Raw genomic sequence first — 25,435 nt, 5'->3', positions numbered from 1 at the left:
ATGTATTTAGTTAAATAATTTCATTAACAATAAAAAAACCCTGCTTACGCAGGGTTTTTTTGAATTAGTTCAATGCTTATGCTGAGAATTGGTTCATTGTATTTTTCGCATCGTCACCCGCTTTAAGCGCGTTGTCGCCAGCGAAGATTTCTTTATGGTCATCACCGATGTCTGAACCAGCCATTGCTTGATGTTTAACACAAGCGATACCACCACGGATTTCTTTACGTTGTACACCAGCAACATAAGCCAACATACCTTCAGAACCGAAGTAACCTTCTGCAAGCTCATGTGTAGAAAGCGCAGCAGTGTGGTAAGTCGGAAGTGTAATCAAGTGATGGAATACACCTGCTTCACGAGAAGCATCAGCTTGGAACGTACGGATCTTCGCATCAGCATCAGCAGCTAATTCAGTATTGTCATACTCAGCGCTCATTAACTTAGCACGGTCGTAAGCAGATACGTCTTTACCTTCAGCAACCCAACGGTCGTAAGCTTGTTGACGGAAGTTTAACGTCCAGTTGAATGATGGTGAGTTGTTATAAACAAGTTTTGCATTTGGCACAACTTCACGTACACGGTTCACCATGTGAGCGATTTCTTCAACGTTTGGCGTTGCAGTTTCGATCCAAAGAAGGTCAGCCCCGTTCTGTAAACTTGTTACACAGTCAAGTACAACACGGTCAATTTGAGTACCTTCACGGAATTGATATAGACCAGAAGCTAAACGCTTAGGACGGTGTAATTTACCATCACGTTTGATTAGGATTTCGTCTTCTTGCGCTTCTGAAATATCAATTTCAGTAGTGTCTAAGTAGCTGATGTATTGAGAAGCGATATCGCCTGGCTCTTTAACCACTGGGATTTTTTGAGTCAAGTCAGCGCCTTCAGAGTCAGTACGTGCAACGATGATACCGTCGTCAAGACCCATTTCTAAGAATGCATAGCGAAGTGCATGGATTTTCGCAATGAAGTCTTCGTGTGGAACAGTTACTTTACCTGCTTGGTGACCACATTGTTTCGCGTCAGAAACTTGGTTTTCGATTTGTAGTGCACATGCACCCGCTTCGATCATTTTCTTAGCCAGTAAGTAAGTTGCTTCCTCGTTACCGAAACCAGCGTCGATGTCGGCAATAATTGGCACAACATGAGTTTGGAAGTTGTCGATTTGTGAAGTGATTTCAGCAGCTTTAGCAGTGTCACCCGCTTCTTGCGCTTTTTTAAGTGCACGGAATAAGTCGTTTAATTCTTTTGCGTCTGCTTGGCGTAAGAATGTGTAGATTTCTTCGATCAATGCAGGAACTGAAGTTTTTTCGTGCATAGATTGGTCAGGAAGTGGACCAAACTCAGAACGAAGTGCAGCAACCATCCAACCAGAAAGGTAGATGTAACGGCGTTCAGTAGTACCGAAGTATTTTTTGTTCGCAATCATTTTTTGTTGTGCGATGAAACCATGCCAGCAACCCAAAGATTGAGTATATTTGCTAGAATCAGCATCATAAGCAGCCATATCACGACGCATAATCGCAGCTGTGTATTTCGCAATATCTAAACCGGTTTTAAAACGGTTTTGAAGTTGCATACGTGCAGCATCTTCAGGACTGATGTCTGCCCAAGTGTTGCCGAATTTTGCTTTTAATTCGCGGATTGCATCAATCGCTGTTTGGTATGTAGTCATGATATTTTACCCTGTATATAATTTTAGGATTTATCAATCGAAGGACTAAATCTACTCGGTATTAATTGTTCAGATTTAGAGCGCTTCGTTGCTATGGACTTAGCTTAGATTGACTCTAGAAATTAATCCAATATTTTCGTTTAATTCTCAGTATTTATTTAAAAAATATGTAGATTAAAGTCGTAATATAAATGAAATACCATTATATAAATTATTGATTTTAATAAAATTTATAAAATAAGCATTTGTACACTTTTAACACAATTTGAGTGATTCTTATTCATTAGACTTAAGTATCAAGCTCACCATTACGTTTAATTTTTCTTCAAACATCTTTAGATTTTAACCTTCAATTGACTTTTCTGACAGAACATCGTTATTAAACTGTTAGTTTTAAATGAATATTTTTTAAACTGTGAACCATATTGATGGAATTACCAATAAAGCATTTAAATTGAGATAAACCTAAAAACAATTTAGAACATAGCATGGTAATTTCAAAAACAACTAAAGCCCTATTTCTTAAATAAATGTATAGGGTCTGTCTTATGACAAAAAAAACGTAAATTTGATGAATATATGTTAAATTCTGCTGAAAAAATCAGCATAAAAACACACAAACCTAAGCGCTTATGGCATAATTCCCCACGATTTCAAAAATTTATTTTCGGTATTTTTTTTATGAATCTTGAGCGGGTTGATCTCAATCTCTTAATTTACTTAGATGTTCTTTTGCGAGAGAAGAATGTTACACGTGCAGCAGAACAATTGGGTGTTACTCAACCTGCAATGAGTAATATTTTACGTCGTCTTCGTAACTTATTTAATGATCCGCTTTTAATTCGCTCTTCTGAAGGAATGACTCCTACAGAAAGGGCTTTAGAACTACAGCCTCGTATTCGTGATGCTCTTTCTGATCTATCCATGATCTTAGAACCACGAACAGAATTTAGACCTTATACGTCAAATCGTGTTTTCCGCATCATGACTTCAGATTATGCTGAAGCTACACTTGTGCCTCGCTTAGTTAAGGCTCTGCGTTCAGAAGCACCAAATGTTGTTTTAGATTTTCTAACACCGAGTGATGTATCTTATCGTGATATGGAACAAGGTAAAGTTGATCTTGCCATCAACCGTTTCAACGAAATTCCACAAAGTTTTCATCAGGTTCTGGTGTGGCGTGACAGCTTTTCATGCTTACTGAATAATAAGCATCCTGCCGTAAATAATTTGAATCTTAAAAGTTATCTAGATGCGCAACATATCTGGGTTTCTAAAACTGGGATGGGTGTAGGATTTGGTGTTAACCCAGAGAAACAAGCCGGTTTAGGTTGGATTGATCAAGCTTTAGAGCGTATTGGTCAAAAACGCAAAATTTCGGTATTTACACGTCATTATCAAATGCCAGGTTTATTAGCGTCTAATGTCGATCTCATTGCGACATTACCGACGAAAATCGCTCGCCTACAAGCTAAAAGTCAAAACTTGATGCTCAAAGACCCTCCATTTTACATTCCTGAATTTGAACTCAAAATGGCGTGGTGCCCTCTATTACATCATCATCCTGCTCATCGTTGGTTACGTCAGTTGATTTTATATGTTGCTCGTCAAATGACTGAGGAAGAAAATCGTGAATTTCTTTCAAATAACAATACCCACTTCTCACAATTTTGATTGAGTAGAGCTGATTTAAATCAATACTTTAAAATTTTTTACTCAATAACTATGATATTGAGGTAGTGTAAAAATTCACTACCTCTATGTTTTTTGTGATAAAACTTTCCTCTTAAATAATTTAAAAACAAAGGTGTTCGTGTGAGCCTCTTTCAGAATTTCGTGATCATTATGATTTTGATTGCTGGAGCTGGATTCTTATCATTAAGTGAAATCGCACTTGCAGGATCACGTAAAGTGAAACTGAAAATTTTGGCTGAGTCTGGTGATGATCGTGCACAAAAAGTGCTTACGCTTCAAGAGAATTCAGCTGATTTCTTTGCTGCCTCGCAAATCGGCTTAAATGCTATTGCAATTTTGGGGGGGATTTTAGGTGAAGCTGCATTTAGACCTTATTTTGTGATTTTGGTCGATCGTTTCTATGATGGTCCTTGGTCACAATCAATTGGTTTTGCATTGTCATTTACTTTAGTGACATCACTGTTTATTTTATTTGCTGATCTTATGCCTAAACGATTGGCAATGATTGCACCTGAAAAAATCGCTGTCTCTTTAATTAATCCTATTCAGGTATTCATTACTGTTTGTCGTCCATTAGCTTGGTTTATCAATGCAATTGCCAACCTCTTATTCCGTTTATTCAAAGTAAATACTACTCGTGATGATAATATTACTTTTGATGATATTTCCGCGGTAATGGATGCAGGAGCACAAGCAGGTGTCTTACAAAAACAAGAACATCACTTTATTGAAAATGTATTTGAACTTGAAGAACGAAATGTTCCTTCGAGCATGACTACACGTGAAAACGTAGTTTTCTTTACCATCAATGAATCAGAAGAAAGTATTCGTCAAAAACTGGCTGAATTTCCCTATTCAAAATATCTAGTCTGCAATGAAAATATTGATCAAGTGATTGGCTATGTTGATGCTAAAGATATCTTGATTCGTATTTTAAATAATCAAAAATTTAATCAGTTGAATGAATCCACTATCCGTAATGTATTAACGATTCCAGATACACTTACACTGTCAGAATTACTTGATCGCTTCAGATCTAGTAAAGAAAAGTTTGCCGTTGTGATCAATGAATATGCCTTGGTGGTTGGTGTTATTACCCTATCTGATATTATGATTACCGTGATGGGTGACTGGGTTACGCCAACGGATGAAGATCTTCAAATTATCAAGCGGGATGATCATTCTTGGCTGATTGAAGGCAGTACACCTATTGAAGATGTCAAGCATGCATTAGAAATTGATGAAATGCCTGATGATGAAAACTATGAAACTTTAGCTGGGTTTATGATGTTTAAACTTCGTAAGATTCCACGTCCTGCTGATAGTGTAGTATTTAATGGTTATAAATTCGAGGTGGTCGATGTTGACCATTTTAAAATTGACCAACTACTCGTGACCAGATTACTTGATGAAAAAGCAGAATTAGAATCAACTGTTGAATAAGACACTATCCACCACTCAGGTGGATTTTTTTATTCAGTTTATCTAATTAAACTTGAGATTTTTCGCCTTCAAAAATTATTAAAATTAGAATTTATACTCAATTTTTATTACAAATATCACACTTAAAAATCATGTTTAATGTCTCCAATCACAAAATATAAATTTTAAACTTATGAATTTTAACTACTATTTTTTATAAAAATTATGGTTATTTTAATATTTTCTAAACAATATTTAGTTTAATCGTAAATTTCTCTAAGATGGTCGGCGTTTTCGAAGATAACAAATACTGTAATAGAAACAATATTGATTAAAACGCTAATCTAAGGATAGATCCATGTTGACCTTGCTTGGTTTGGGCATGATTTTGTGCTTTATGTACCTCATTATGTCTAGACGTATGACTCCCCTCGTCGCACTCACGCTTATTCCCGTTCTTTTTGCGCTAATTGCATATGGATTAGGTTTTTTTGTGGATAGTTTGAACCATATTCAACTTAATGAACTTGGTGAAATGATGTTAGATGGTGTTAAAAAGTTAGCACCTACCGGCGTCATGCTGCTATTTGCTATCTTGTATTTTGCCATCATGATTGATACAGGTTTATTCGATCCATCAGTGAAATTTATTCTCAGATTGGTAAAAGGTGATCCCCTCAAAGTAGTATTAGGTACGATTACCTTAACATTGATCGTGTCTTTAGACGGTGATGGCTCTACCACTTATATGATCTGTGTTGCTGCCATGTTACCGCTTTACAAGCGATTAGGCATGAGCCCTTTAATTATGGCCTGTCTCATGATGTTAGCCAGTGGAATCATGAATTTAACGCCATGGGGTGGACCTACTGCACGTGCGGCAAGTGCACTCCATGTAGATCCTAGCGATGTGTTTGTTCCGATGATTTTACCGATGCTGTTCGCCATTGCTTGGTTGTACTTTTTAGGAACCATGTATGGCCGAATGGAGCGTAAAAGATTAGGCATCATGGAATTGGATATTAGCCATGGCGACAATATTCAAATTTCATCAAACCCAGAGGCAAATCGAGCGCATTTGAGATGGTTTAATGGATTATTGACTCTCGCACTGATGGTCAGCCTAGTCATGGGTATTTTGCCTATGCCTATTTTATTTATGATTGCATTGTGTATTGCACTAGTCGTGAACTATCGTGATATTGATATGCAAAAAAGCCTAGTCGCTCATCATGCTGGTAGTGCTTTAAATGTCGTTGGTATTATTTTTGCCGCTGGTATTTTTACAGGTTTACTCACTGGCACGGGTATGGTCGATGCCATGTCCAAAGAGTTAGTTGCGATTATTCCAGATAGCATGGGTCCATATTTGGCACCAATCACAGCCGTTTTAAGCATGCCTTTAACGTTCTTTATGTCAAATGATGCTTTTTACTATGGTGTTCTGCCCATCTTATCTGAAGCTGCAGCACATTATGGCATCTCTCCTGTGGAAATGGCTCGTGCATCGATTGTTGGTCAACCCGTTCATCTGCTCTCACCCTTAGTTCCATCTACCTTTTTACTCTGCGGGCTTGCTGGGATTGAGTTTGGTCAACACCAAAAATTTACCATTAAATGGGCGATTATTACGTGCGTAGTGATGCTTGCAAGTGGATTAATATTTGGGATGTTCCCATTCTATTCTGCTATTTAATCGTATCTCGAGTTTCGGAGTGATTTTTTAATCACTCCAATCTCTTATTTATAAAGACTTATTGAGCTTGAGTCTCATTCCAAATATTCAAGTTCCCCATGTTAGATAGAAGTTGATACCTCACCACTAAAAACTCTGTCAACAAGGTGGAATAATTCATTTTTGCTTCACTCAACACATTCTGAGCATTAAGCACTTCGAGTAAATTTCCTACACCCGCTTTATAACGTCCTTGGGCGACTTCATAGGCTTCTGAAGCACTTTGATTCAATATCGTTAGCGCCTTAATATTGTCATGGATTGCATTTAGCTCATTATAGCTTTTCCAGATTTCAGCATTAATTTCAAGCTTCAATCTTTCTTGCTCTAATTGCTTTAATTTTAAGTTTTCTTGAGCAACGACAATTTGATTTTTTCGATTATAACCATCAAACAATGGGAAATTGACTTGCACACCTGCTTGTAGAGATTGGCGATCACTTCCATAACTGTCACTCGTTTGTTTTTGCTGATCATAAATGCCGTTAAAACTTACAGATGGATATCTAGACCGCTGTATTGCCTTAATTTTATTTTCAGCTGCGAGTGAATCATACTGTGCAGCTTTAAACTTTGGATGCATTTTTTCAGCATCCTGAATGAGCATTTCAATCGGTTTAAGATTTAGCTCTTTTGGAATTTTTAACTGATTATTAATTTGGAAATTTTGGTATGCAGGCTCACCCATTAATGATGCTAAAAGTCCTTTTGCTATTTTTAAATCACCTAAAAATTTAGTTTGATCTGACTTTGCTTTCGCCAAATTTGCGGACATTTGTAATGCATCTGATTTGATACCAACACCCGCACGATATCGAGCATTTGCAATTTCATAGTTTTTTTCTGCAAGTACAACCAACTCATTAATATTATTTAACTTTAACTCAGCCTGAATAATTTGATAATAAGTCGAAATCGTTTTGATGATCATATTTTGCAAAGCAACATCATGCTGTGTCAAAGACATCGCTAATAATTTTTCGGCTTCTTCTGCTTGATAAAATCGACTACCAAAATCATAAATTAGCCAATTGGCTCTTATTCCAAGTCCGTAACGGCGTAAGTCAGTGTCATAACTCAAAACAGGACGATCTTTTACTTGATTATCATCACGTGACCAATCGTAATTCAAGGTGCTATTCACTTGAGGATAATAATTTGCTTTAGAGATTTTAAGCTGAGCAGCTTGAATACGCGTTTGTACCCAAGCACTTTTTGTCTCAGGATTACGACAAACTGCACGTTCAATGGCATCAATCAGTTCTATTGGCTGTTCATTCTTGAGATTATTTTGAGATAAACAATATTGAAGTTGACTTAACATTTTCTGATTTTGAAGATCAAGTGACACATTTTGATTGAGTTGTTGTTCTATTTCCTTACGTTTTGTCTCATTCTCACGGGCTTTACGCTGAACCGTGAGCTCATCAAACCATAATGTCTCGCGCTGTTTTTTTAGATTTGGAGTCAGTTTTGACAACCAACTCTCTGCATAAGCCAACGAACTATGTCCGAATAGTGACCCGACAACAACAATGAAAGCGATGTATGTAATTTTCATTTAGATTGCAAATCCTTGGTCAACATATCACGGACAATCACGCCATCTTGTAAAGCGATAATCCGCTCAGCAGATGAAATCGTTTCTGGACGGTGTGCAATAATCAATTTGGTAATATTTAAATGCTTGAGATTTGCATTGACCTCTTGTTCTTTTAATACGTCTAAACTACTGGTCGCCTCATCCATAAATAAAATCTTTGGTTTTTTATAGATAGCACGAGCCAATAAAATTCTTTGTTTTTGTCCTCCTGACAACATATTACCAATATCACCTACTAAGGTTTGATATCCCATTGGCATACGGCTAATGTCATCATGAATTGCGGCATAGGCTGCACATTCTTGTACCCATTGCATGTCTGGATTTGAATCAAAAAAGCAAATGTTTTCTGCGATTGAACCAGCAAATAGAATGTCATCTTGTAACACTGTCGCGACTTGATCTCGCACAGCGTTTAATCCTAATTGTTCAAAGTCACGCCCCATAATTTTGACTTCACCTTCATTCTGTTTAAATACGCCTAACAGAACATGTAGCAGTGTGGTCTTACCGCAACCTGTTGCCCCGACAATGGCGACAGATTGATTTTGGGGAATCTTAAAACTAATGCCCTTGAGTACATAAGGGTCATTTTCTGAATATTTAAAGTGCAGATTTTCGACTTCAATTGCATTCTCAACCTGATCTAGATTTGTGATTTCAGCATCACCGTATAATTTTTCTTGTTCTGTTAACACAATATCGGATAAACGCTCTACATCAATTTGAAGCATTTTAACTTCGATAAACTTATCGATTAGTCCTGCAACCCGACTATCAAATTGGCCTTTATACGCCATAAATGCCATCAGCACACCAACTGTAAAATTACCCTCCAATACCAATGTGGCACCTAACCAAATAATTAGAATGTTCTGAATCCCAAATAAGACTCCATTCGCCAATGAGAATCCCAACCCCAGCTTTTGGGTGGTTAATCCGGCATTCACTTGATTGACCATAAGATTTAACCAAGTCGAACGGCGAACATCTTGTCGCTGGAACAGTTTTATGGTTTTTGCCCCACGCACGGTTTCCATAAAATGGCTGCTTTGCTTCGCTGCATGAATAATTTGCGCTTCAGTCGCTCGCTTCAAAGGTGCATACCAAATCCATCGGATTAAGGCATATAAGACCATGGTAAAAATTGCAATCCAAGCTAACTTCGGACTGTATACAAACATTAAAATCAACGTAAATACTGTCATTAATCCATCAAGAATCGCAGCTAAGAACGTTGTGGTGAGCGTGGTTTGAATGTTCCCAATTGATCCAAATCGCGAAACAATGTCACCGAGTGATCGTCTTTCAAAATAAGAGACAGGAACATTAATCATGTGATTAAAGACGTTGGCTTGCCACTGCACACTTAAATGTGTGCTCATATACATCATGATCCAAGAACGAAGTAGCCCGATAAACTGCTGAAGCAACATCAACATGCCAAACCCAATAGCCAGTATCGTTAAGAGATCCCGATCTGCAGATACGATCACATGGTCGATCACCCATTGCATAAAAAATGGGCTAATTAATGAAAAAACTTCTAAGGCTAAGGCCAAGATTAAAATTTGCCCGAGAGATTTCCATAAACCACGAACATGACCAATTAGACCTTTAAGCTGAATCTGATTTTTATCTTCTTTTTTTTCAAATTCAGTATCTGGCCAAAGCTCTAATGCAACACCCGTAAAATGTTCAGATACCTCATTGAGTGTCAGTACACATTTACCAAATGCTGGATCTAAAATCGTGACTTTATTGGCACTGACTTCTTGCAACACCACAAAGTGGTTGAAATCCCAATGTAAAATACATGGGGTTTTAAGCTGATCTAAATCTTCTAAATCCAGCTTTAATGGGCGTGTTACCATTTTCAACTGATTACTAATTTTGATCAGCTGATTGAGATTTGAACCCTTTTGAGAAACTGAAAAACGACGTCTTAACGTTAATAAATCAGACTCATAGCCATAATAATGCGCAATCATCGCAATACAGGCTAATCCACATTCTGTCGCTTCCGTCTGTAAAATGGTTGGAATTTTCCGTCCAAATCCAAGAGAAATTTTGTCTAATATTTGCATGTTATTTCTTCTTATATCTTGCCCGTGATGCTATATAACGGTTCGAGTACCCATTCATATAGTTTTCTTTTTTCTTGCATGATATCTGCATCAAAGGCCATGCCCACTTTAAGAGGCTTACTTTCACCATAGGCTTTTACAAACTGTTGTTCTAATTTGACTTTGACTAAATACACAGGTTCACTTTGGTTAAATGTTACACCCTGACTTAACTCGCCTAAATTGGTCAGTTCTTGTGGGTTCATCGTCGTCGCTGAGATTGAATGAATCACACCTTCACCTTGACCAAATTTTTGGTAAGGATAGGCTTGAAAACGAAGTTTTACGGTTTGACCAGTCCTTATAAATCCAATTGCTGAACTGGGTACAAAAAGATGTGCTTCTAAATAAGAAGGCGTCGGAACAATATTCATAACAGGAATATTAGGAGAAATAAACTGACCAACCTCTGCATTAATCGATGCTATTTTTCCTGTCGCATTGGCTTGTAATAGCAAACTATCCCGCGCTTTATTTTCTAAAAATTCTTGCTGATTCGAAGCTAATTGACGATCGACCAAAGTCAGCTCACTTTCCAACTTCGATGCTAGTCCTTGCTGAGCCAATAATTTATTTTCTAATTCAGCTTGTTTAGTATTTTTTTCTCGCTCATAGCTCTGTAAAGCAACTTTTAGGCTGATATAGTTATCTTGCTTCAGTTGATATTCTTCAATCGAAATATATTCTTTATCTTTTAAATCTCGATAACGATGTGCATTTTCTTGTGCAAGTGCTAGACGTTGGCGTTGCTCGGCAATTAAGCCATCTAATTTTATTAAATCTAAACGTATAGATTGAATTTCTGCATTTAATTGTTGAACACTATTTAAATGTAAGTCTTTTAGTTTATTTTTTTCAGTATCTAAACTTTGTTTTTTTAACTCAATTTGTTGTTGTACAGACTCATTATAGTTACCTGTACTATTATAACGCGTCATTTTTAATGCAATTAATGGTGTCCCTTTCTCCACTAACTGACCTTCTTTGACGAATTTTTCACTAACTGTGCCGCCTTCGGCACTATAAACTCGGATTAAACCCGTATTAGGAATCAATAATCCTTTAACACTCGTCCTCTTCGTATAGCTTCCAAAAAAAATAAAACTCACTAATAAAACAGTAAAAATGGCGACAACAATCGTGAGTACCGTAAATGAAAATGGTCGAATCAAAATGACTTCACCAATCCACTTTGACTTTTGTGCATCAATCGCTTTGTCTCTAAACAGCTTATTTGTCATATATATTTGTAATTAATTTTTCAAGTACGGGTTTTTATATTGAATTTTCATCAAGTTGACTGCATTTCAACAGCGTGCTTAAAAGAGACAAACACAAACCAAAAGTTTTCAATAAAATAGTCATGATCTGTGTTGTCTCCTGTTCTATCCCACACTTCGCTCAGCTAAATCTGCTTTGAATAAACTCAGTTGGATACTGATTTCAATAGATTAAAAACGAAGCGTTCATCTTGTTTTATTTCAAAACTCGATTGACTAAAGGTGCTGTGAACAAAGCATGAGGATCATATTGCTTTAAAATATGACTACTCGACTGAATGGTTAAATGATTAGATTGACCCTGAGCATGGACGCGTGGGATTTCATAATCGATATAAGTTGAACTGTCCCAAGCTTTTTGATTGGTATAGCCCCACCCTTTAGACCATTCTGGTCGCATCAATGAATCACCTTGATAACGTTGTGACATCCACTCTTCAACTTCTGTGTAAAATTGCGCTGAGAATGGCGTACCTGGCAAGGTTAAAATATCAAACCAAACGGCACAGTCCCATTCAGGATGATCAGGACAAGGTTTAATGGCTGATAATGCTGCTGTTTGAGCGCCGTGAACAATTGAATCTTCTGGATGATCCAAGCCCGTAACTCGAATTTCAACAGGTCCATTCATTGGGAAACGACCCAATTTTTGATATTGCTTCATCTTAATGCCGTAATAATCACAAAAATCAGCAATAACCCGTTGAACGTTTGCACGACTGGTAATGACAGCATAGCCATTTGCAGTAACACGCAAAGTTGTTGGTTTGACATACAGTAAAACGTTTTTTGACGTTCCCCATAAATCATAAGTTTGAGTAGAAGCCAAACCACCAGTCAAAATCGTCGTGATTCCAGATAATGGCGTACCATTTAAACCTAGTTTAGAGATTTCATACTGAGTAAAACCGAAGGTTGGCGTGAGATAAGTACTTTTATTGACGATGATTTTATGAATCAAATCAGTAATAGGTTTGATCAAATTATCTGAGAACCAATAATTGAATGGTTTGACTGTCTGTCGAGCAGTCAAAGGACGATACGGAGTAACAGTCCAAACTTTTAACCAAGGATAATCGGTGAATGGAAACCAAATTGCTTCTGCACGACCAGACTTATCCAGAAAATGAGAGAAGGTACGTCCAGCATGCTTATCTTGAGCAAATAGCTCATTGATATGAATGTCGGTATAGCTTTCACAACGAATATATTGATTTTTTGACGTTTGTAATTGTGCAGATAAAATAAATGCACGACCTATATGAACTAAAAATGCACGAATTTCTGGATCATTTCGCAGGAAGGTTTTCGCAACATATCGACCTTCTCGTTGGTCGAAAACAGCAGCAGTGATCGATACCACTAAATTACTGATCGAACCATAAGTTTGACCTTCTTGTTTTATTTCCCCTACGGCAGGTACACCTGTGCCATGACCATCGATGGCCAACACACCACCCAAAGTTAAATCTCCAGGTGCTGGTACTGCCACAAATCCACGATTACGGTATTCCATTGCGGTTAACAATGCTTCCATTTGAATGCCTGCTTCGGCAGTCACAATACCGTTTGCATCAATACTTACTTTGTTGATATGCGTTGGCATATCAATCAATAAAATTTTAGTAATCGTGTCTTGATCATCCAACAATAAAGGTGACCAATTATGAGACATCCCTTTGGCTCTGACTTTATAACCATTTTGGTGAGCCCAATTAATCGCTTTTAAAACTTGTTCTTGATTTCTGGGTGATGCTGTCCATGCATTTTCATAACGAGATTCCCCAGACCAATTTTCATATTCCTGTTTAAAAATTGAGATTTCAGTTGGGAAATTTACTAATCTTTCTTGTAAAGGAAAAAACCAAGCCTCTGCCTTTTGTGTTGGGAACCATGCTGAAACAGCACCAACAGCAGCTAAGCTACCCATTGTTTTTAGAAAGTTTCTTTTATCGTGATCTATTTGTTCTGAAGAATTCTGCATTGTTATAGCCACCAAAAGTTTAGCTTTATTATTTATGTTACTGAAAGCAGACCAGTACTCATGACCAGTCTGCCTTTAACACTTTATTTAAAACTTATGAGAGCCAAGCACGAACGCCATTCAAAGTCGGAAGAAGTTTATATTGACCTTCTGCCTTTTCTTTTTCGTAATGGTTTGGAGTTTCATCTACATCGCCACCAAGTGCACGACCTAGACCAATTAATGTTTTTGATGCCACTAAACCAGTAGTATCAGCAGCTTGGTGTACTAGCCCTAAACCTACTGCACTAAATACAACACCAACTGATGAAATCAGTTTTGAATTAAGTGTTTGATTGAATAAGTTCACACCGTGGATGATTGAGTCACCAATCAACGTTCCAGCACCAGATACTTCATTGATTTCTTCTTGCTTTAATTCAACTAAGCTCATGATTAAAACCTCGTTATAAAGAATTTATGTTAAATACACCTAACTTTTGTTAAGCATTTTTTAATATACAGGATGAAATATGTAGTATTAATGACAAACAACTAACGTTATTAAATTATTTCGTGATTTATTTAACATTATTTATGATAATCTAGTCGACTATTTTTATCGAAAATAACTGTTCAATTTCAAATGATAGATACATCATTGGCCCGTTCATCACCATTGATAGAATATTTAGGAGCATTACAGACATGGCAATAAAAAACTAAATTTTAAGGTCTATTTTAGAAGGTCTTAATATTTACTAATCCAAAATACACCATGATCAACATGAGCAATAGCACTTGAAAAGTCAGCACCAAGACAAAGCAAAACTGAATACAAAGCAATAAGTATGGTTGTATAACTGTCATAGGGGGTCATAGTATCTGCAGCAATTCCGATAAAGAATCCTAATACAGCGGGCAGATTAAAAAAGCATTCCAGTGCAATGTCCGAGTAGAACAACACCATGGTTGATGGTAAAAGAAAAAACCGATTTAAGTCTGTTACTTAAATCGGTTTTCAGTCAGTTGATTCACTGAACTAAGTTTTCAATTTTTTGTTTAATTTGAATAATAAGGTATTAACGACCATAGATTTCTAAAAGTTTATCTAAAGTTGCTTGATAATGAATGTTGATGTCTTCAGCTAAAATAGCATACGCATTATCTAACTGAACCATTGGCCAGCCTTCTTTCCAAAATGGAAAAATATTGTGTAGATCATGTGTTACGATTGCTTCTTCACGTGTAATCGCCTGTGCAACCTGCGATAAAACTTGTGCTGTTTCAGCACCATCAATCTCAAGATAATCAATACCACGCGCTTTAAGAATACGAATTCTGTCTTTTTTATATTTAATTTTTTTTGCTTGTGCTTCATTTAAGCCTAGCGCAAGTGTCACTGCTTCAACAAACTTTTCTTCGAAAGATTGATGTAATGCAACCAAGGCTTTTTTATGTGCTTCCTGACGCCCCTCTTTACCACCACTTCGAATCAGTTTATTCGCCTCAACATTAAGTTCGTCAGATTTCATTGACTGCAAAATATCTAAAATTTCGATATCACTTAAAGATTCAGCATTGTGGTGTGTCATGGGAGTACTTCAATTCAACTTAATCTTGCATTTTCTCATAATTCAACACAAATACATAATCTAATTCAAATTGAATCGATAAACTTTCAAATGATTCTAAATATTTGGAATTATACTTCTGAGTTTTAATGCAATATTAAAGTCAAAACGATGGGTAGTGTGATTGCAGCACCGATAATTTGCAGACTAATTATGCCAGCCATTAATTGACTGTCACCACCCAATACTTTTGTCAGAATATAAGCAGCTGAAGCCGTTGGTAATGCAAAATATAAAATAAAGATTTGCGTCTCTAAAGCATTGAAGCCCAGCATTTTACAGACCAGCCAAGCCAAAATCGGCATTAAACATAAACGCGATAGCGTGTTGATCATTAGAGGTAATGATTCTTTTTTAAGAGCCACAAATTGCAATGCAGCACCGACACACATTAGTCCCATAGGTAAGCTACATATCGCAAGTTGGTAAATTAATGACTCTGCACCTTTCCATAATGGCAGCCCGGATACATTGTAGAGCACCCCAACCAGGCAACCTAAAATTAAAGGATTTTTGAGTAGCGATATAATCACTGCTCGAAAATTCATATTTTCATGATCGGTCAGTGCCAATACCGAGATGATATTCACAACAGGAATACTGATCGCCAACAGCAATGCAAAAATTGTCATGCCTTCTGCTGGAAAAAGCGAAGCAACTACTGCTAAACCAATATAGGTATTAAAACGTACATTGCTTTGAACATAGACTCCAAATCTTCGTGTTGGGGTCTGAAAAATTCTTTTTAGAATATATAAAACTGCACAAACAATTGGAAAGACCACGAGTAAAATGACTAAAATTTTACTTACCATCTCCATATGAATATCAGCTTGAGCCAGATTGCCAAAGAGCATGGCAGGGAAAAAAACAAAATAGTTAAGTTTTTCTGCACCCGCCCAAAACTCGTCAGTTAAATATGATTTCTGTTTAAGAAAATATCCAATTAAAATGAGTCCTATCAGCGGCACTAAGGATAAAACAATGCTGTACATAAATGATGAGCCTAATCGAGTGCAGATCGCTCAGTCCTAATACGCTCAATCAACCACAGTGGTTTATTGCATGCATTTTGAACTGATCATTTTATATTACACTGCATCAAGCTGATCGTCTCAAAAATTCATCATTTACATCATGCATTGACTTGTTTTATATACGCTAAAATTTCAGGCAAATTCTGAATTGTTTTATTTAACGGCGGTTGATGTTCAGCTAAGGATTGGTGAAACCCCGCCAAATATAGTCCATCTAATCCAGCCTGAGTAGCACCCCAATAATCATTCACTGGATGATCACCAACATAAAGACAATGGTCAGGTGCAATTCCTAATTGTTGACAAGTCATATGAAATATTTCTGCTTGAGGCTTTGACACACCTGCCTTCTCAGAACTCATGATCACATCAAAATAATGCGCGATTCCTAGACCTTCGATAATTTTGTGTCGAGTGAAATGTCCTCCATTCGAAATGATTGCCAACTTAAATCCTTCGCTTCTAAGCTGATCAAGCGTCTGAATAGCATTTGGCATCATGACTGCGTTTAGTCCAAATTGATTAAACCAATAGTCACTTAATTCATCTAATTCTGGTGCTTTTTTCCATTTCAACTGCTTGAGTAATGCATGAGCAACTGAACCACCAATGGTAGGTTCAGTCATTCTTTCTCGGATGGGATAGCCACCATGATCAATATATCGAATCGTTTCGAGAATCTCAGCTTGCGCAGACGAGGCAGATTGATCGATTTGCTGTTTATAAGTATTAAATAATGCCCGACTAAAAGTTTGAACACTTAAATCTCGGTGTGTCAGTGTATTGTCCAAATCAAAAATAACAGCTTGAATTTTCATAGTGCTTAGAGGAGTGTATTCATTTGCCCATGCTATCAACTCTCCGCAATCTCGATTATTCATTTTTATTTCATCCTAAGCATGAAAATGAATAAAAGATAGATTACAGACTAATTCCATTGATGTTTGTTTTGAGCTGTATACCGACTCCATACTAAAATCGGTATGAACAAAAATAATCCTAATATACAGATCAAAATGAGATATGAGGTATAACCGAGCCAATCGCCTAATATGCCACTCACGGTATACAGTGCTCCCGCAATGGAAGCCATCAATGCGACTTGGAAAGTAAAATCTGTTCCTGCAAATTCTTTCCGACTGTATTGCATCACCAAGGTTAGAATAATCACCAATAACATCGCAGCGAACATATCTTCTAAAGCATTGATGATATAGATCCACACGACGTTCAATTCAGAAGGTCGCGCCTCATAATGCGATAACCATGCAAATCCAATGAGACTCAATAATTTAAGCAGTGAAAAAGTAATTAAAGCACTTTGACGCGAATAAAACCTAAGTAGCCAACCTGCAATACCTGCTCCGTTCAAAGCAGCAAATGCTCCAAGCATGGTCACATTGACACCAATTTGCGTCTTAGATAGTCCTAAATCGACCAACAATGGTTTAAGAATAGGTCCAGACAATCCATCCGTCACTTTAATACTACACAATACAAAAAACCAAAGTCTGAGTTCTCGCTTTTGAAAAAAATATTTTAAGTAATGACTTAAAGCTTTCACGAAACTTTGAGTTTTAGATGATGAATCATCATCTTGATAATTATTGATACTTTGTGAAGCATGTTGAGGCTCACGATACAATAATACGGGTAGCGTATTAAATGCCACCAAAACAGCCAAGCATAAAAAAGTGGTTTGCCAAGTCAATGCATCTAATACCCACAATATCGCACCGCCTCCCACAATAAAGCCCAATCTTGAACCAATCACTTGGAACATATTGCCTAGATGCTGTTGTTCGCCTTTTAGAATATTCACAGCTAAGCCATCAGTTGCTATATCTTGAGTCGCTCCGATACTATTCATCATCAATAATGCCACGAAAAATCCAAAGAGATATTGAGGTTGGTTCAGTGATTGAATGGGGATAAACGATAAGATTATCAGCGTAATCATTGTGAGTAACTGAGTGGGTATAATCCAACTGCGGTAATGCCCTTGATTGAACAAATGATGGCGATCAACCAATGGAGCCCATAAAACTTTGAGTGCCCACGGAGCCATCAGCAATCCAAATCCACCAATATGCGTTAAGGAAACACCTTCAGCACGCAGAATCACGGGCAAAGCATGTGTCATAAATCCTACTGGCAATCCTTGCGCCCAATAGAGTGAAAATAAAAGCACATACATTTTGGTATTTGGTGACATGAAAGAGGTATCCTGCAACTGATGTTTTCTTAATCAATCCGTATTGAGATGTCCTTGTCACTTGATTCTTATTCTGCCAATGTATCTCATACACAAGGTCTTTATAATAAGTTTAAAAAGCAATTATACAACGCACAATGAACAATAGATTTCCAAAATTACCATCACAAGTTCCTCAACGCGGTTCAAAGTTGAGTCGAGCAGCGTTCAAACAGCTTTATCTTCGACAAGGCTGGTCTTTTGAAGGAGAATTTCCAAATTTTCCCAAAGCTGTCGCAATTGTGTCCCCGCATACATCAAATTATGATGGACTGTATGCCTTTCTCGCGATGCTTGGCATTGGCATTGAAGTCACAATCTTTGGAAAAGATAGTCTGTTCAAATCTCCACTCAAACATTTACTCAAATGGATCGGGGTGATTCCGGTAAAACGTGATAGCCCCCAAGGCTTGACTCAACAAATTGTTCAAGCTATTCATGAACGAGATAAAATTTGGGTGGCAATGGCACCTGAAGGTACACGAAAAAGTGCTAAAAACATTCGCAGCGGTTTTTATCACATTGCCTTAGGTGCAAATATACCAGTGGTAATGTTTGCATTTGATTATGATCATAAAGTCATTCGATGTTTAGGAAGCCTCGAAATGACGGGAGACTATGAATCTGATCTGCACAAAATATTAGAATATTATCGTGGAAAAATTTCTCCTAAAAATATAAGTCGTTTAGCATTACCCTTTAAAGAACTTTTGTAAAAATGCTAGAAAAATAGACAGCAATCTGTTGAGATATGCCTAAAATTTTGACACTTTTTAGCAGATTAATGTCTATGTCATTGCTCCTCAATCTTCCCAAAATCAGCTTCATTGGCCTGAGTTTATTGGCGCTATCAGGCTGTAACTCTACTGTAAAAAATCCTACACAATCCACTCAAATTCAAGCACGCGAGCCAGTGATCGCCATTGCTCTAGGCGGTGGTGGTGCAAAAGGTTTTGCGCATATTGGTGTATTAAAGGTTTTAGAATCTCATGGTATAAAACCCAAAATTGTTACGGGTACAAGTGCTGGAAGTTTTGTCGGTAGTATTTATGCTTCAGGCAAATCTCCCTATCAACTACAGCAAATTGCACTTCAGCTGAAAGAGTCCGATATTCGTGATTTAACTTTAAATCGACAGGGTGTGGTCCTCGGTCAAAAGCTCCAAGATTATGTCAATCGACAGGTTGGGAACAAACCGATTGAACAATTCCCGATTCGATTTGCTGCAGTTGCCACACGTTTAGATAATGGTAAACGCGCTGATTTCGTCAAAGGTAATACAGGTCAAGCCGTAAGAGCGTCATGTAGTATCCCTAACGTCTTTGTTCCAACAACGATTGGCAAAACCAAATATGTTGATGGTGGACTCGTGAGTCCAATTCCAGTTCAAACTGCCAAAAATATGGGTGCAGATATTGTGATAGCAGTTGATATTTCTGCACGCCCTGCAGGCAATAAGCCGATGAGCATGTGGGGACTGTTGGATCAAACGATTAATATTATGGGTCAACAAAGTATCAATACTGAACTCAATGCAGCTACAGTCGTGATTCAGCCAAAAGTTGGCCATTTAGGAACTTTGGATTTGAAAGCCAGCAATGAGGCAATACTTGAAGGTGAGAAAGCAGCGCAACTGAAAATTAAATCAATAGATACCGCAATTGCCAATTTCAAAAAATCTCCTGCTGCTTTCAAACCTGCACCAACAGCTCGCTTTTAAGCATTTTTTATAGGCTTCTCTACCCTAGTCTGTTATCTTGATATAGATGTTTTCGTCTATAACAAGATAACGATTAGAGTAGATGTATGGACTTATTGATTGAACCTTGGCATTGGTTTGTATTAGGTATTTTGCTCATCCTGTCTGAGCTCATTTTACCGGCCTTTGCTGCACTGTGGTTTGGTATAGCTGCAGTCATTATTAGCATACTGGTGTGGCTATTTCCTTCTATGGGGCTTCCAGCTCAAATTATTTTATGGGTTGTCCTATCGATTTCATGTACGGTGATTTGGTTTAAATTTATTAAACCACTTTCCGTTGATAAGACTAAAGCGGGGCTCTCACGTGAAGCGACAATCGGACAAGTTGGGATGGTGATTCAAATTGGTCATGAACCTGAATTAGTCAAAGTTCGGTTTCAGCTTCCAGTTCTCGGCTCTGACGAATGGAATTGCAGAACACTGAACCCTGTTCAGGTCGGTGATCGTGTCAGAGTTACAGATATTTTAGGTAATGAGCTGGTCGTTCAAGCGCACAATAACCTCAACTCACCGTTATAAACAATAATTCTTAAAGGAGTAGAAATGTCTGGTTCAATTATTGCCATCGCATTTTTGGCATTCGTCGGGATCACTATTTTTAAAGGGGTTCGTATTGTTCCTCAAGGCTATAAATGGATCGTACAACGTCTGGGTAAATACCATACAACCTTAAGTCCAGGTCTAAACTTTGTGATTCCTTATGTTGATGAAGTCGCATATAAAGTCACGACAAAAGATATCGTTCTCGATATTCCATCTCAGGAAGTGATTACAAGAGATAACGCAGTTCTTTTAATGAACGCTGTTGCCTATATCAACATTACTACACCAGAAAAAGCAGTCTACGGTATCGAAAACTATACTTGGGCAATCCAAAACCTTGTCCAAACTTCTTTACGTTCAATCGTAGGTGAAATGGACTTGGATGATGCTTTATCTTCACGTGATCACATTAAAGCGAAGCTAAAAGCAGCAATTTCTGATGATATTTCAGATTGGGGAATTACGCTTAAAACGGTTGAAATCCAAGATATTCAACCATCAGGTACAATGCAATCCGCAATGGAAGCCCAAGCCGCAGCTGAACGTCAGCGTCGTGCGACAGTGACACGTGCTGATGGTGAAAAACAAGCTGCGATTCTTGAAGCTGAAGGTCGTCTTGAAGCATCACGTCGTGATGCTGAGGCTCAAGTTGTACTCGCTGAAGCTTCAGAAAAAGCCATTAATATGGTTACCAATGCTGTAGGCGACAAAGAGATCCCTGTCGCTTATCTACTTGGTGAACAATATGTAAAAGCAATGCAGGATATGGCTAAATCTAATAATGCTAAAACTGTGGTATTGCCTGCTGACATCATGAATACGATTCGTGGGGTAATGGGTCGTAATAATCCTTAAATCGCTCAAACACTCTTCAAAATTTAAAAAGGCAGCTTCGGCTGCCTTTGTTATTGATATGACTCAAGATTCAATTCTTCAGCATTTATTTTAAATTTATGGTTAAATTTCGCATCCTGAAAGATTGCATGAAAACAATCTATCGTCTAACTGCATCATGGAAATTGTATGAGCACCTTTGATCCCACCTTAATCACTTTCTTGTTCTATATTGTCGCCATGGTCGTGATTGGTTTAATCGCGTATCGAGCGACCACGAACTTTTCAGATTATATTTTGGGTGGACGACGTTTGGGAAGTTTTGTAACAGCCCTTTCAGCTGGTGCTTCTGACATGAGTGGCTGGTTACTTATGGGTTTGCCAGGTGCTATTTATCTTTCTGGTCTATCAGAAATGTGGATTGCAATTGGTTTAATTATTGGTGCATGGCTCAACTGGCTGTTAGTAGCAGGACGTCTCAGAGTTCATACTGAAGTTCAACACAATGCCCTTACACTCCCAGATTACTTTTCCAATCGTTTTAATGATCAGAAAAAAATTCTACGAATCGTTTCTGCATTTGTCATTTTAATCTTCTTTGCCATTTATTGTGCTTCAGGCATGGTGGCAGGCGCTCGATTATTTGAAAGTATGTTTGATCTTTCTTACAGCACTGCCCTTTGGATTAGTGCAATTGCAACGATCAGTTACGTTTTTATTGGTGGGTTCTTAGCTGTTTCTTGGACAGACACCATCCAAGCGGGATTAATGATTTTTGCCTTATTGCTTACCCCCATCGTGGCTTTACTGACTTTTTCCGATTTATCTCAAGTGAATCTAGCACTTGAAGCAGCGCGACCAGAAGCAAGCAGTTTAATGGGTAACTTAAGTACCGTCGCAATTATTTCATTACTGGCTTGGGGTTTAGGCTATTTCGGACAACCTCATATTCTCGTACGTTTTATGGCTGCTGATTCAGTTAAATCGATTCCTAATGCTCGTCGTATTGGTATGACTTGGATGATTCTGTGCCTTGGTGGTGCAGTGGCTGCTGGATATGTCGGTATTGCTTATTTTCAGCAAAATCCACAGTTCGCTAATATTGTGAATGCTAACCCTGAAACTGTATTTATGGAGTTAACGAAAGTTCTATTTAACCCATGGATCGCAGGCATTGTATTAGCTGCAATTTTGGCTGCGGTAATGAGTACATTGAGTTGTCAACTTCTTGTATGTTCAAGCACTTTAACCGAAGATTTTTATAAATCTTTCATCCGTAAAACTGCTTCTCAAAAAGAACTGGTTTGGGTGGGTCGCTTGATGGTGCTACTGATAGCTTTACTTGCGATTGTTTTAGCGTCAAACCCTGAATCTAAAGTACTTGGTCTAGTTGCCTACGCTTGGGCAGGCTTTGGGGCAGCATTTGGCCCGCTCATTATTCTGTCTTTATTCTGGAAACGCATGACATTAAATGGCGCTTTGGCGGGGATGATCATTGGTGCAGTGACCGTTATTGTATGGAAAAATATTTGGGCTGATACTGGAATCTATGAAATCATTCCTGGCTTTATTTGCTCCCTCATCGCAATCATTGTTGTGAGTTTATTAGGTAAGCGACCGACCTCAGATGTTACTGACCGATTTGACGAAGCAGACCGATTATATAAAGCGACAAAATAACAAATAAAAAAGAGGACATTCAGTCCTCTTTTTTTTAACTCTTTCGAGCAAGTAAAAAAGCTGAAATCTGTTTAAGTTCAGATGCTGAATCACCAAAATAATCTAAAGCACTAATCGCTTGCTGATGAAGCTTATTTGCATATTCTTTTGCAGCATCTAAACCCAATAAAGCTGGATATGTCGATTTTTCGACAAGTTCATCTTTTCCAGCGGTCTTTCCAAGCGTTTCAGTATCTGAAACTATATCTAAAATATCATCTTGAACTTGAAATGCTAAACCTAATGCTTGACCAAATTCACGCAATTTTGGAATGCCTGCATCTACACCGTCCATCACTGTCACTGCTGACATCATGATTGCCGCCTGAATCAGTGCACCAGTTTTATTACGATGAATATTTTCCAATGCTTCCTGATCAATTTTCTTGCCTTCCGCTTGCAAATCTAGGACTTGACCACAAACCATCTTAGAAGATGATGTCGCCAATATCTGCATTTGCTTCAACACAATAGAAGGATCTACAGTGACTTGTGTATCAAAAAGGCGACTTCCTAAAACCTCAAATGCCATCGACTGCAAGATATCTCCCGCAAGTAGTGCTGTATCTTCACCATATGCAACATGGCAAGTTGGTTGACCACGACGCAACAAATCATTATCCATACATGGTAAGTCGTCATGAGCAAGTGAATAGCAATGAATTAACTCGACTGCAACTGCTGCACGTCGCACAGCAGCAAAATTTTTATGATCTTCACTTAATTCTGCTGTTGCATACGCTAAAGCTGGACGAACCCGTTTTCCACCTAACATGACTGCATGATTTACAGCACTTTTCAAAGGCTCTGGAATGAAAAAAGCATCTAGGGCAATTTTCAGATCCTGTTGGATTTGCTGTTGAGCACGTTGTAATACTTCACTATTCACAGAGATATGTACTGTCACTGCCGTCTTTGAACCTCAAGTTATACCGTTTCATGTCGGTATATATAAAATTGTCTTTATTCTACAACCAATTGTGATTGCTACAATACACAATGCTGATTTGTTTTATTTAGTGATAGGTTTAAATGAAGAGTGACTATTCATCTAACACATGAATCGAGTTTCGACCCAATACATGTGCAATGTCAACAGCCCGATCTAAGGTTTCTAATATTTGCTTTTCTGAGTACATTTTCTGGCAATTAGGATGAAAAATCCCAATCGCACACGTGAGTACCTCATCCTCTTGAGGATCGAAATAAATTTTTTCACGGACCAATGTTTGTTTTAGGCGTTCAGCAATGGTGAGAATTTTCCAAGGAGTCGATTCTTGAATCACCAAGATAAAACTTGCAGAATTCAAACGATAGACTTCTGCTAAATCTTGATTCAACTCCTCTTTAATCAGAGATCCAATACGACTCAAAATTTCATCGCCAATGGTATAACTATTGAGCTGATTAAACTTTTTAAAATTTTCGACTTCAAACTTGATAAAAGAATAATTTTTCCGATCTTGAATAAGGAAGCGATCTTTTAAAAACTGTTCAAATGCCAGCTTATTGTTCATCCCAGTCACAGGATCCAAATATAGCTCTTCAAACAACCTTTTATTATTTTGGATCAAGACACGTTCACGTCTTTTCAATTTTGTTATATCTGCACATACGATCAACACGCAATCCAAAGAGGTTGATTTATCTCTTAAAGCACTAAAATAAATTTGAAAAAAATGCCCTTTTGAATAGAATTCATTTTCAATTTTGTATAAGCGTGAATCATGTCGAAACAATTGCAGCGCATCTTGAAATAATTGGTAAACCGTCGTTGATACGAAACCTAATTTCTTTCCGAGTAAATAGAGTGCATCACTCTCATAGATATCAGCAAATAATTGATTTGCACTAATAAATACACCATCATGCTGAACTAGCGCCACAGGCACAGGGATTTTGGCAATCACAGATACCAAATCTAATTTATTTGTAGCATGAATTTGGTTTAGAAACTCTTGATCAATCTTGGGCGTATCCTGCTCAAAATTATTATCCTTCTTCATTGGTCTTTCTCATTTTAATTATTCGTGGAGCGAAGGCTATTCAGCAACTTAATTTTATGAATTCGGTGAATATAATCACGTTGACTTATTTCCTTAATATAACATGTCAAAATTGTCATAGTCTTATTTATTTATGAGTGAATCG

General features: G+C 37.6%; 21 protein-coding genes. 8 read left to right on the top strand and 13 right to left on the bottom strand.

Annotated elements, in window-relative coordinates; translation table 11 throughout:
* Positions 1 to 76: 76 nt before the first annotated feature.
* Positions 77 to 1,678 (bottom strand): isocitrate lyase, encoded by a 1,602-nt coding sequence (locus AC1M9N_RS09395; protein ID WP_035267987.1) that lies wholly within the window; start codon positions 1,676 to 1,678, stop codon positions 77 to 79.
* Positions 1,679 to 2,359: 681 nt separating this feature from the next.
* Between AC1M9N_RS09395 and AC1M9N_RS09390 the strand changes: the two genes are divergently transcribed.
* The 3 genes from AC1M9N_RS09390 (at position 2,360) to AC1M9N_RS09380 (ending at position 6,491) form a co-directional block, all read left to right on the top strand.
* The gene (locus tag AC1M9N_RS09390) at positions 2,360 to 3,352 is read left to right on the top strand and encodes a LysR family transcriptional regulator (protein WP_035268043.1); all 993 of its coding nucleotides are present in this window, start codon (positions 2,360 to 2,362) and stop codon (positions 3,350 to 3,352) included.
* Positions 3,353 to 3,493: 141 nt separating this feature from the next.
* Positions 3,494 to 4,816, top strand: a complete 1,323-nt coding sequence (paeA, locus tag AC1M9N_RS09385) for a polyamine export protein PaeA (protein ID WP_035267989.1) — start codon at positions 3,494 to 3,496, stop codon at positions 4,814 to 4,816.
* Positions 4,817 to 5,153: 337 nt separating this feature from the next.
* Positions 5,154 to 6,491, top strand: coding sequence for a CitMHS family transporter (locus tag AC1M9N_RS09380; protein ID WP_481954645.1), 1,338 nt, complete (start codon positions 5,154 to 5,156; stop codon positions 6,489 to 6,491).
* Positions 6,492 to 6,549: 58 nt separating this feature from the next.
* Here the strand turns inward: AC1M9N_RS09380 and AC1M9N_RS09375 are convergent, their stop codons facing one another.
* The 10 genes from AC1M9N_RS09375 to AC1M9N_RS09330 form a co-directional block, all read right to left on the bottom strand.
* The gene (locus tag AC1M9N_RS09375; RefSeq protein ID WP_481954644.1) at positions 6,550 to 8,091 is read right to left on the bottom strand and encodes a TolC family protein; all 1,542 of its coding nucleotides are present in this window, start codon (positions 8,089 to 8,091) and stop codon (positions 6,550 to 6,552) included.
* Positions 8,088 to 10,220 (bottom strand): peptidase domain-containing ABC transporter, encoded by a 2,133-nt coding sequence (locus AC1M9N_RS09370; protein WP_481954643.1) that lies wholly within the window; start codon positions 10,218 to 10,220, stop codon positions 8,088 to 8,090. The genes AC1M9N_RS09375 and AC1M9N_RS09370 overlap by 4 nt, the downstream gene beginning before the upstream one ends.
* An 11-nt stretch (positions 10,221 to 10,231) precedes the next feature.
* Positions 10,232 to 11,500, bottom strand: a complete 1,269-nt coding sequence (locus AC1M9N_RS09365; RefSeq protein ID WP_481954642.1) for an HlyD family secretion protein — start codon at positions 11,498 to 11,500, stop codon at positions 10,232 to 10,234.
* A gap of 235 nt (positions 11,501 to 11,735) precedes the next feature.
* On the bottom strand, positions 11,736 to 13,523 hold the full coding sequence (locus AC1M9N_RS09360; protein ID WP_481954641.1) for a cholesterol oxidase substrate-binding domain-containing protein: 1,788 nt from the start codon (positions 13,521 to 13,523) through the stop codon (positions 11,736 to 11,738).
* Positions 13,524 to 13,617: 94 nt separating this feature from the next.
* Positions 13,618 to 13,956, bottom strand: coding sequence for a hypothetical protein (locus tag AC1M9N_RS09355; protein WP_481591651.1), 339 nt, complete (start codon positions 13,954 to 13,956; stop codon positions 13,618 to 13,620).
* 297 nt (positions 13,957 to 14,253) lie between these two features.
* Positions 14,254 to 14,472 carry a hypothetical protein gene (locus AC1M9N_RS09350; RefSeq protein ID WP_481954640.1) on the bottom strand — a complete coding sequence of 73 codons (219 nt, stop codon included), beginning with the start codon at positions 14,470 to 14,472 and terminating at the stop codon, positions 14,254 to 14,256.
* A gap of 112 nt (positions 14,473 to 14,584) precedes the next feature.
* Positions 14,585 to 15,097 carry a hypothetical protein gene (locus AC1M9N_RS09345; protein WP_481596293.1) on the bottom strand — a complete coding sequence of 171 codons (513 nt, stop codon included), beginning with the start codon at positions 15,095 to 15,097 and terminating at the stop codon, positions 14,585 to 14,587.
* 125 nt (positions 15,098 to 15,222) lie between these two features.
* On the bottom strand, positions 15,223 to 16,131 hold the full coding sequence (locus tag AC1M9N_RS09340) for an AEC family transporter (RefSeq protein WP_481954639.1): 909 nt from the start codon (positions 16,129 to 16,131) through the stop codon (positions 15,223 to 15,225).
* A 140-nt stretch (positions 16,132 to 16,271) separates the two neighbouring features.
* On the bottom strand, positions 16,272 to 16,991 hold the full coding sequence (locus AC1M9N_RS09335) for an HAD family hydrolase (RefSeq protein WP_481954648.1): 720 nt from the start codon (positions 16,989 to 16,991) through the stop codon (positions 16,272 to 16,274).
* Between the two features lie 110 nt (positions 16,992 to 17,101).
* Positions 17,102 to 18,388, bottom strand: coding sequence for an MFS transporter (locus AC1M9N_RS09330; protein WP_481954638.1), 1,287 nt, complete (start codon positions 18,386 to 18,388; stop codon positions 17,102 to 17,104).
* A gap of 137 nt (positions 18,389 to 18,525) precedes the next feature.
* Here AC1M9N_RS09330 and AC1M9N_RS09325 point away from each other — a divergent pair, with 137 nt between their 5' ends.
* The 5 genes from AC1M9N_RS09325 (at position 18,526) to putP (ending at position 23,245) form a co-directional block, all read left to right on the top strand.
* On the top strand, positions 18,526 to 19,143 hold the full coding sequence (locus AC1M9N_RS09325; RefSeq protein WP_481954637.1) for a lysophospholipid acyltransferase family protein: 618 nt from the start codon (positions 18,526 to 18,528) through the stop codon (positions 19,141 to 19,143).
* A 74-nt stretch (positions 19,144 to 19,217) separates the two neighbouring features.
* Positions 19,218 to 20,147 carry a patatin-like phospholipase family protein gene (locus tag AC1M9N_RS09320; protein WP_051586590.1) on the top strand — a complete coding sequence of 310 codons (930 nt, stop codon included), beginning with the start codon at positions 19,218 to 19,220 and terminating at the stop codon, positions 20,145 to 20,147.
* A gap of 86 nt (positions 20,148 to 20,233) precedes the next feature.
* Positions 20,234 to 20,707 (top strand): NfeD family protein, encoded by a 474-nt coding sequence (locus tag AC1M9N_RS09315; protein ID WP_092767009.1) that lies wholly within the window; start codon positions 20,234 to 20,236, stop codon positions 20,705 to 20,707.
* A 24-nt stretch (positions 20,708 to 20,731) separates the two neighbouring features.
* A complete protein-coding gene (locus tag AC1M9N_RS09310; RefSeq protein WP_035268029.1) occupies positions 20,732 to 21,586 on the top strand; it encodes an SPFH domain-containing protein in 855 nt (284 codons plus the stop codon).
* A gap of 168 nt (positions 21,587 to 21,754) precedes the next feature.
* Positions 21,755 to 23,245 (top strand): sodium/proline symporter PutP, encoded by a 1,491-nt coding sequence (putP, locus tag AC1M9N_RS09305; RefSeq protein WP_481954636.1) that lies wholly within the window; start codon positions 21,755 to 21,757, stop codon positions 23,243 to 23,245.
* Positions 23,246 to 23,279: 34 nt separating this feature from the next.
* Here the strand turns inward: putP and AC1M9N_RS09300 are convergent, their stop codons facing one another.
* Both AC1M9N_RS09300 and AC1M9N_RS09295 read right to left on the bottom strand, forming a co-directional pair.
* Positions 23,280 to 24,191 (bottom strand): polyprenyl synthetase family protein, encoded by a 912-nt coding sequence (locus AC1M9N_RS09300; protein WP_092767007.1) that lies wholly within the window; start codon positions 24,189 to 24,191, stop codon positions 23,280 to 23,282.
* A 136-nt stretch (positions 24,192 to 24,327) separates the two neighbouring features.
* A complete protein-coding gene (locus tag AC1M9N_RS09295; protein ID WP_481593594.1) occupies positions 24,328 to 25,290 on the bottom strand; it encodes a GGDEF domain-containing protein in 963 nt (320 codons plus the stop codon).
* Positions 25,291 to 25,435 lie beyond the last annotated feature (145 nt).

Source organism: Acinetobacter sp. ANC_7655, assembly GCF_056784015.1.
The sequence above is the reverse complement of the archived record's forward strand: the minus strand, read 5'-3'. Positions and strand labels throughout refer to the sequence as shown.

Coding starts and splice junctions, on each gene's coding strand:
- AC1M9N_RS09380 (WP_481954645.1), top strand. CDS start 5,154: ATGTTGACCTTGCTTGGTTTGGGCATGATTTTGTGCTTTATGTACCTC.
- AC1M9N_RS09360 (WP_481954641.1), bottom strand. CDS start 13,523: ATGCAGAATTCTTCAGAACAAATAGATCACGATAAAAGAAACTTTCTA.
- AC1M9N_RS09320 (WP_051586590.1), top strand. CDS start 19,218: ATGTCATTGCTCCTCAATCTTCCCAAAATCAGCTTCATTGGCCTGAGT.
- AC1M9N_RS09310 (WP_035268029.1), top strand. CDS start 20,732: ATGTCTGGTTCAATTATTGCCATCGCATTTTTGGCATTCGTCGGGATC.
- AC1M9N_RS09330 (WP_481954638.1), bottom strand. CDS start 18,388: ATGTCACCAAATACCAAAATGTATGTGCTTTTATTTTCACTCTATTGG.
- AC1M9N_RS09395 (WP_035267987.1), bottom strand. CDS start 1,678: ATGACTACATACCAAACAGCGATTGATGCAATCCGCGAATTAAAAGCA.
- AC1M9N_RS09370 (WP_481954643.1), bottom strand. CDS start 10,220: ATGCAAATATTAGACAAAATTTCTCTTGGATTTGGACGGAAAATTCCA.
- putP (WP_481954636.1), top strand. CDS start 21,755: ATGAGCACCTTTGATCCCACCTTAATCACTTTCTTGTTCTATATTGTC.
- AC1M9N_RS09390 (WP_035268043.1), top strand. CDS start 2,360: ATGAATCTTGAGCGGGTTGATCTCAATCTCTTAATTTACTTAGATGTT.
- AC1M9N_RS09345 (WP_481596293.1), bottom strand. CDS start 15,097: ATGACACACCACAATGCTGAATCTTTAAGTGATATCGAAATTTTAGAT.
- AC1M9N_RS09340 (WP_481954639.1), bottom strand. CDS start 16,131: ATGTACAGCATTGTTTTATCCTTAGTGCCGCTGATAGGACTCATTTTA.
- AC1M9N_RS09365 (WP_481954642.1), bottom strand. CDS start 11,500: ATGACAAATAAGCTGTTTAGAGACAAAGCGATTGATGCACAAAAGTCA.
- AC1M9N_RS09335 (WP_481954648.1), bottom strand. CDS start 16,991: ATGAAAATTCAAGCTGTTATTTTTGATTTGGACAATACACTGACACAC.
- AC1M9N_RS09350 (WP_481954640.1), bottom strand. CDS start 14,472: ATGGTGTTGTTCTACTCGGACATTGCACTGGAATGCTTTTTTAATCTG.
- AC1M9N_RS09355 (WP_481591651.1), bottom strand. CDS start 13,956: ATGAGCTTAGTTGAATTAAAGCAAGAAGAAATCAATGAAGTATCTGGT.
- AC1M9N_RS09295 (WP_481593594.1), bottom strand. CDS start 25,290: ATGAAGAAGGATAATAATTTTGAGCAGGATACGCCCAAGATTGATCAA.
- AC1M9N_RS09325 (WP_481954637.1), top strand. CDS start 18,526: ATGAACAATAGATTTCCAAAATTACCATCACAAGTTCCTCAACGCGGT.
- AC1M9N_RS09315 (WP_092767009.1), top strand. CDS start 20,234: ATGGACTTATTGATTGAACCTTGGCATTGGTTTGTATTAGGTATTTTG.
- AC1M9N_RS09375 (WP_481954644.1), bottom strand. CDS start 8,091: ATGAAAATTACATACATCGCTTTCATTGTTGTTGTCGGGTCACTATTC.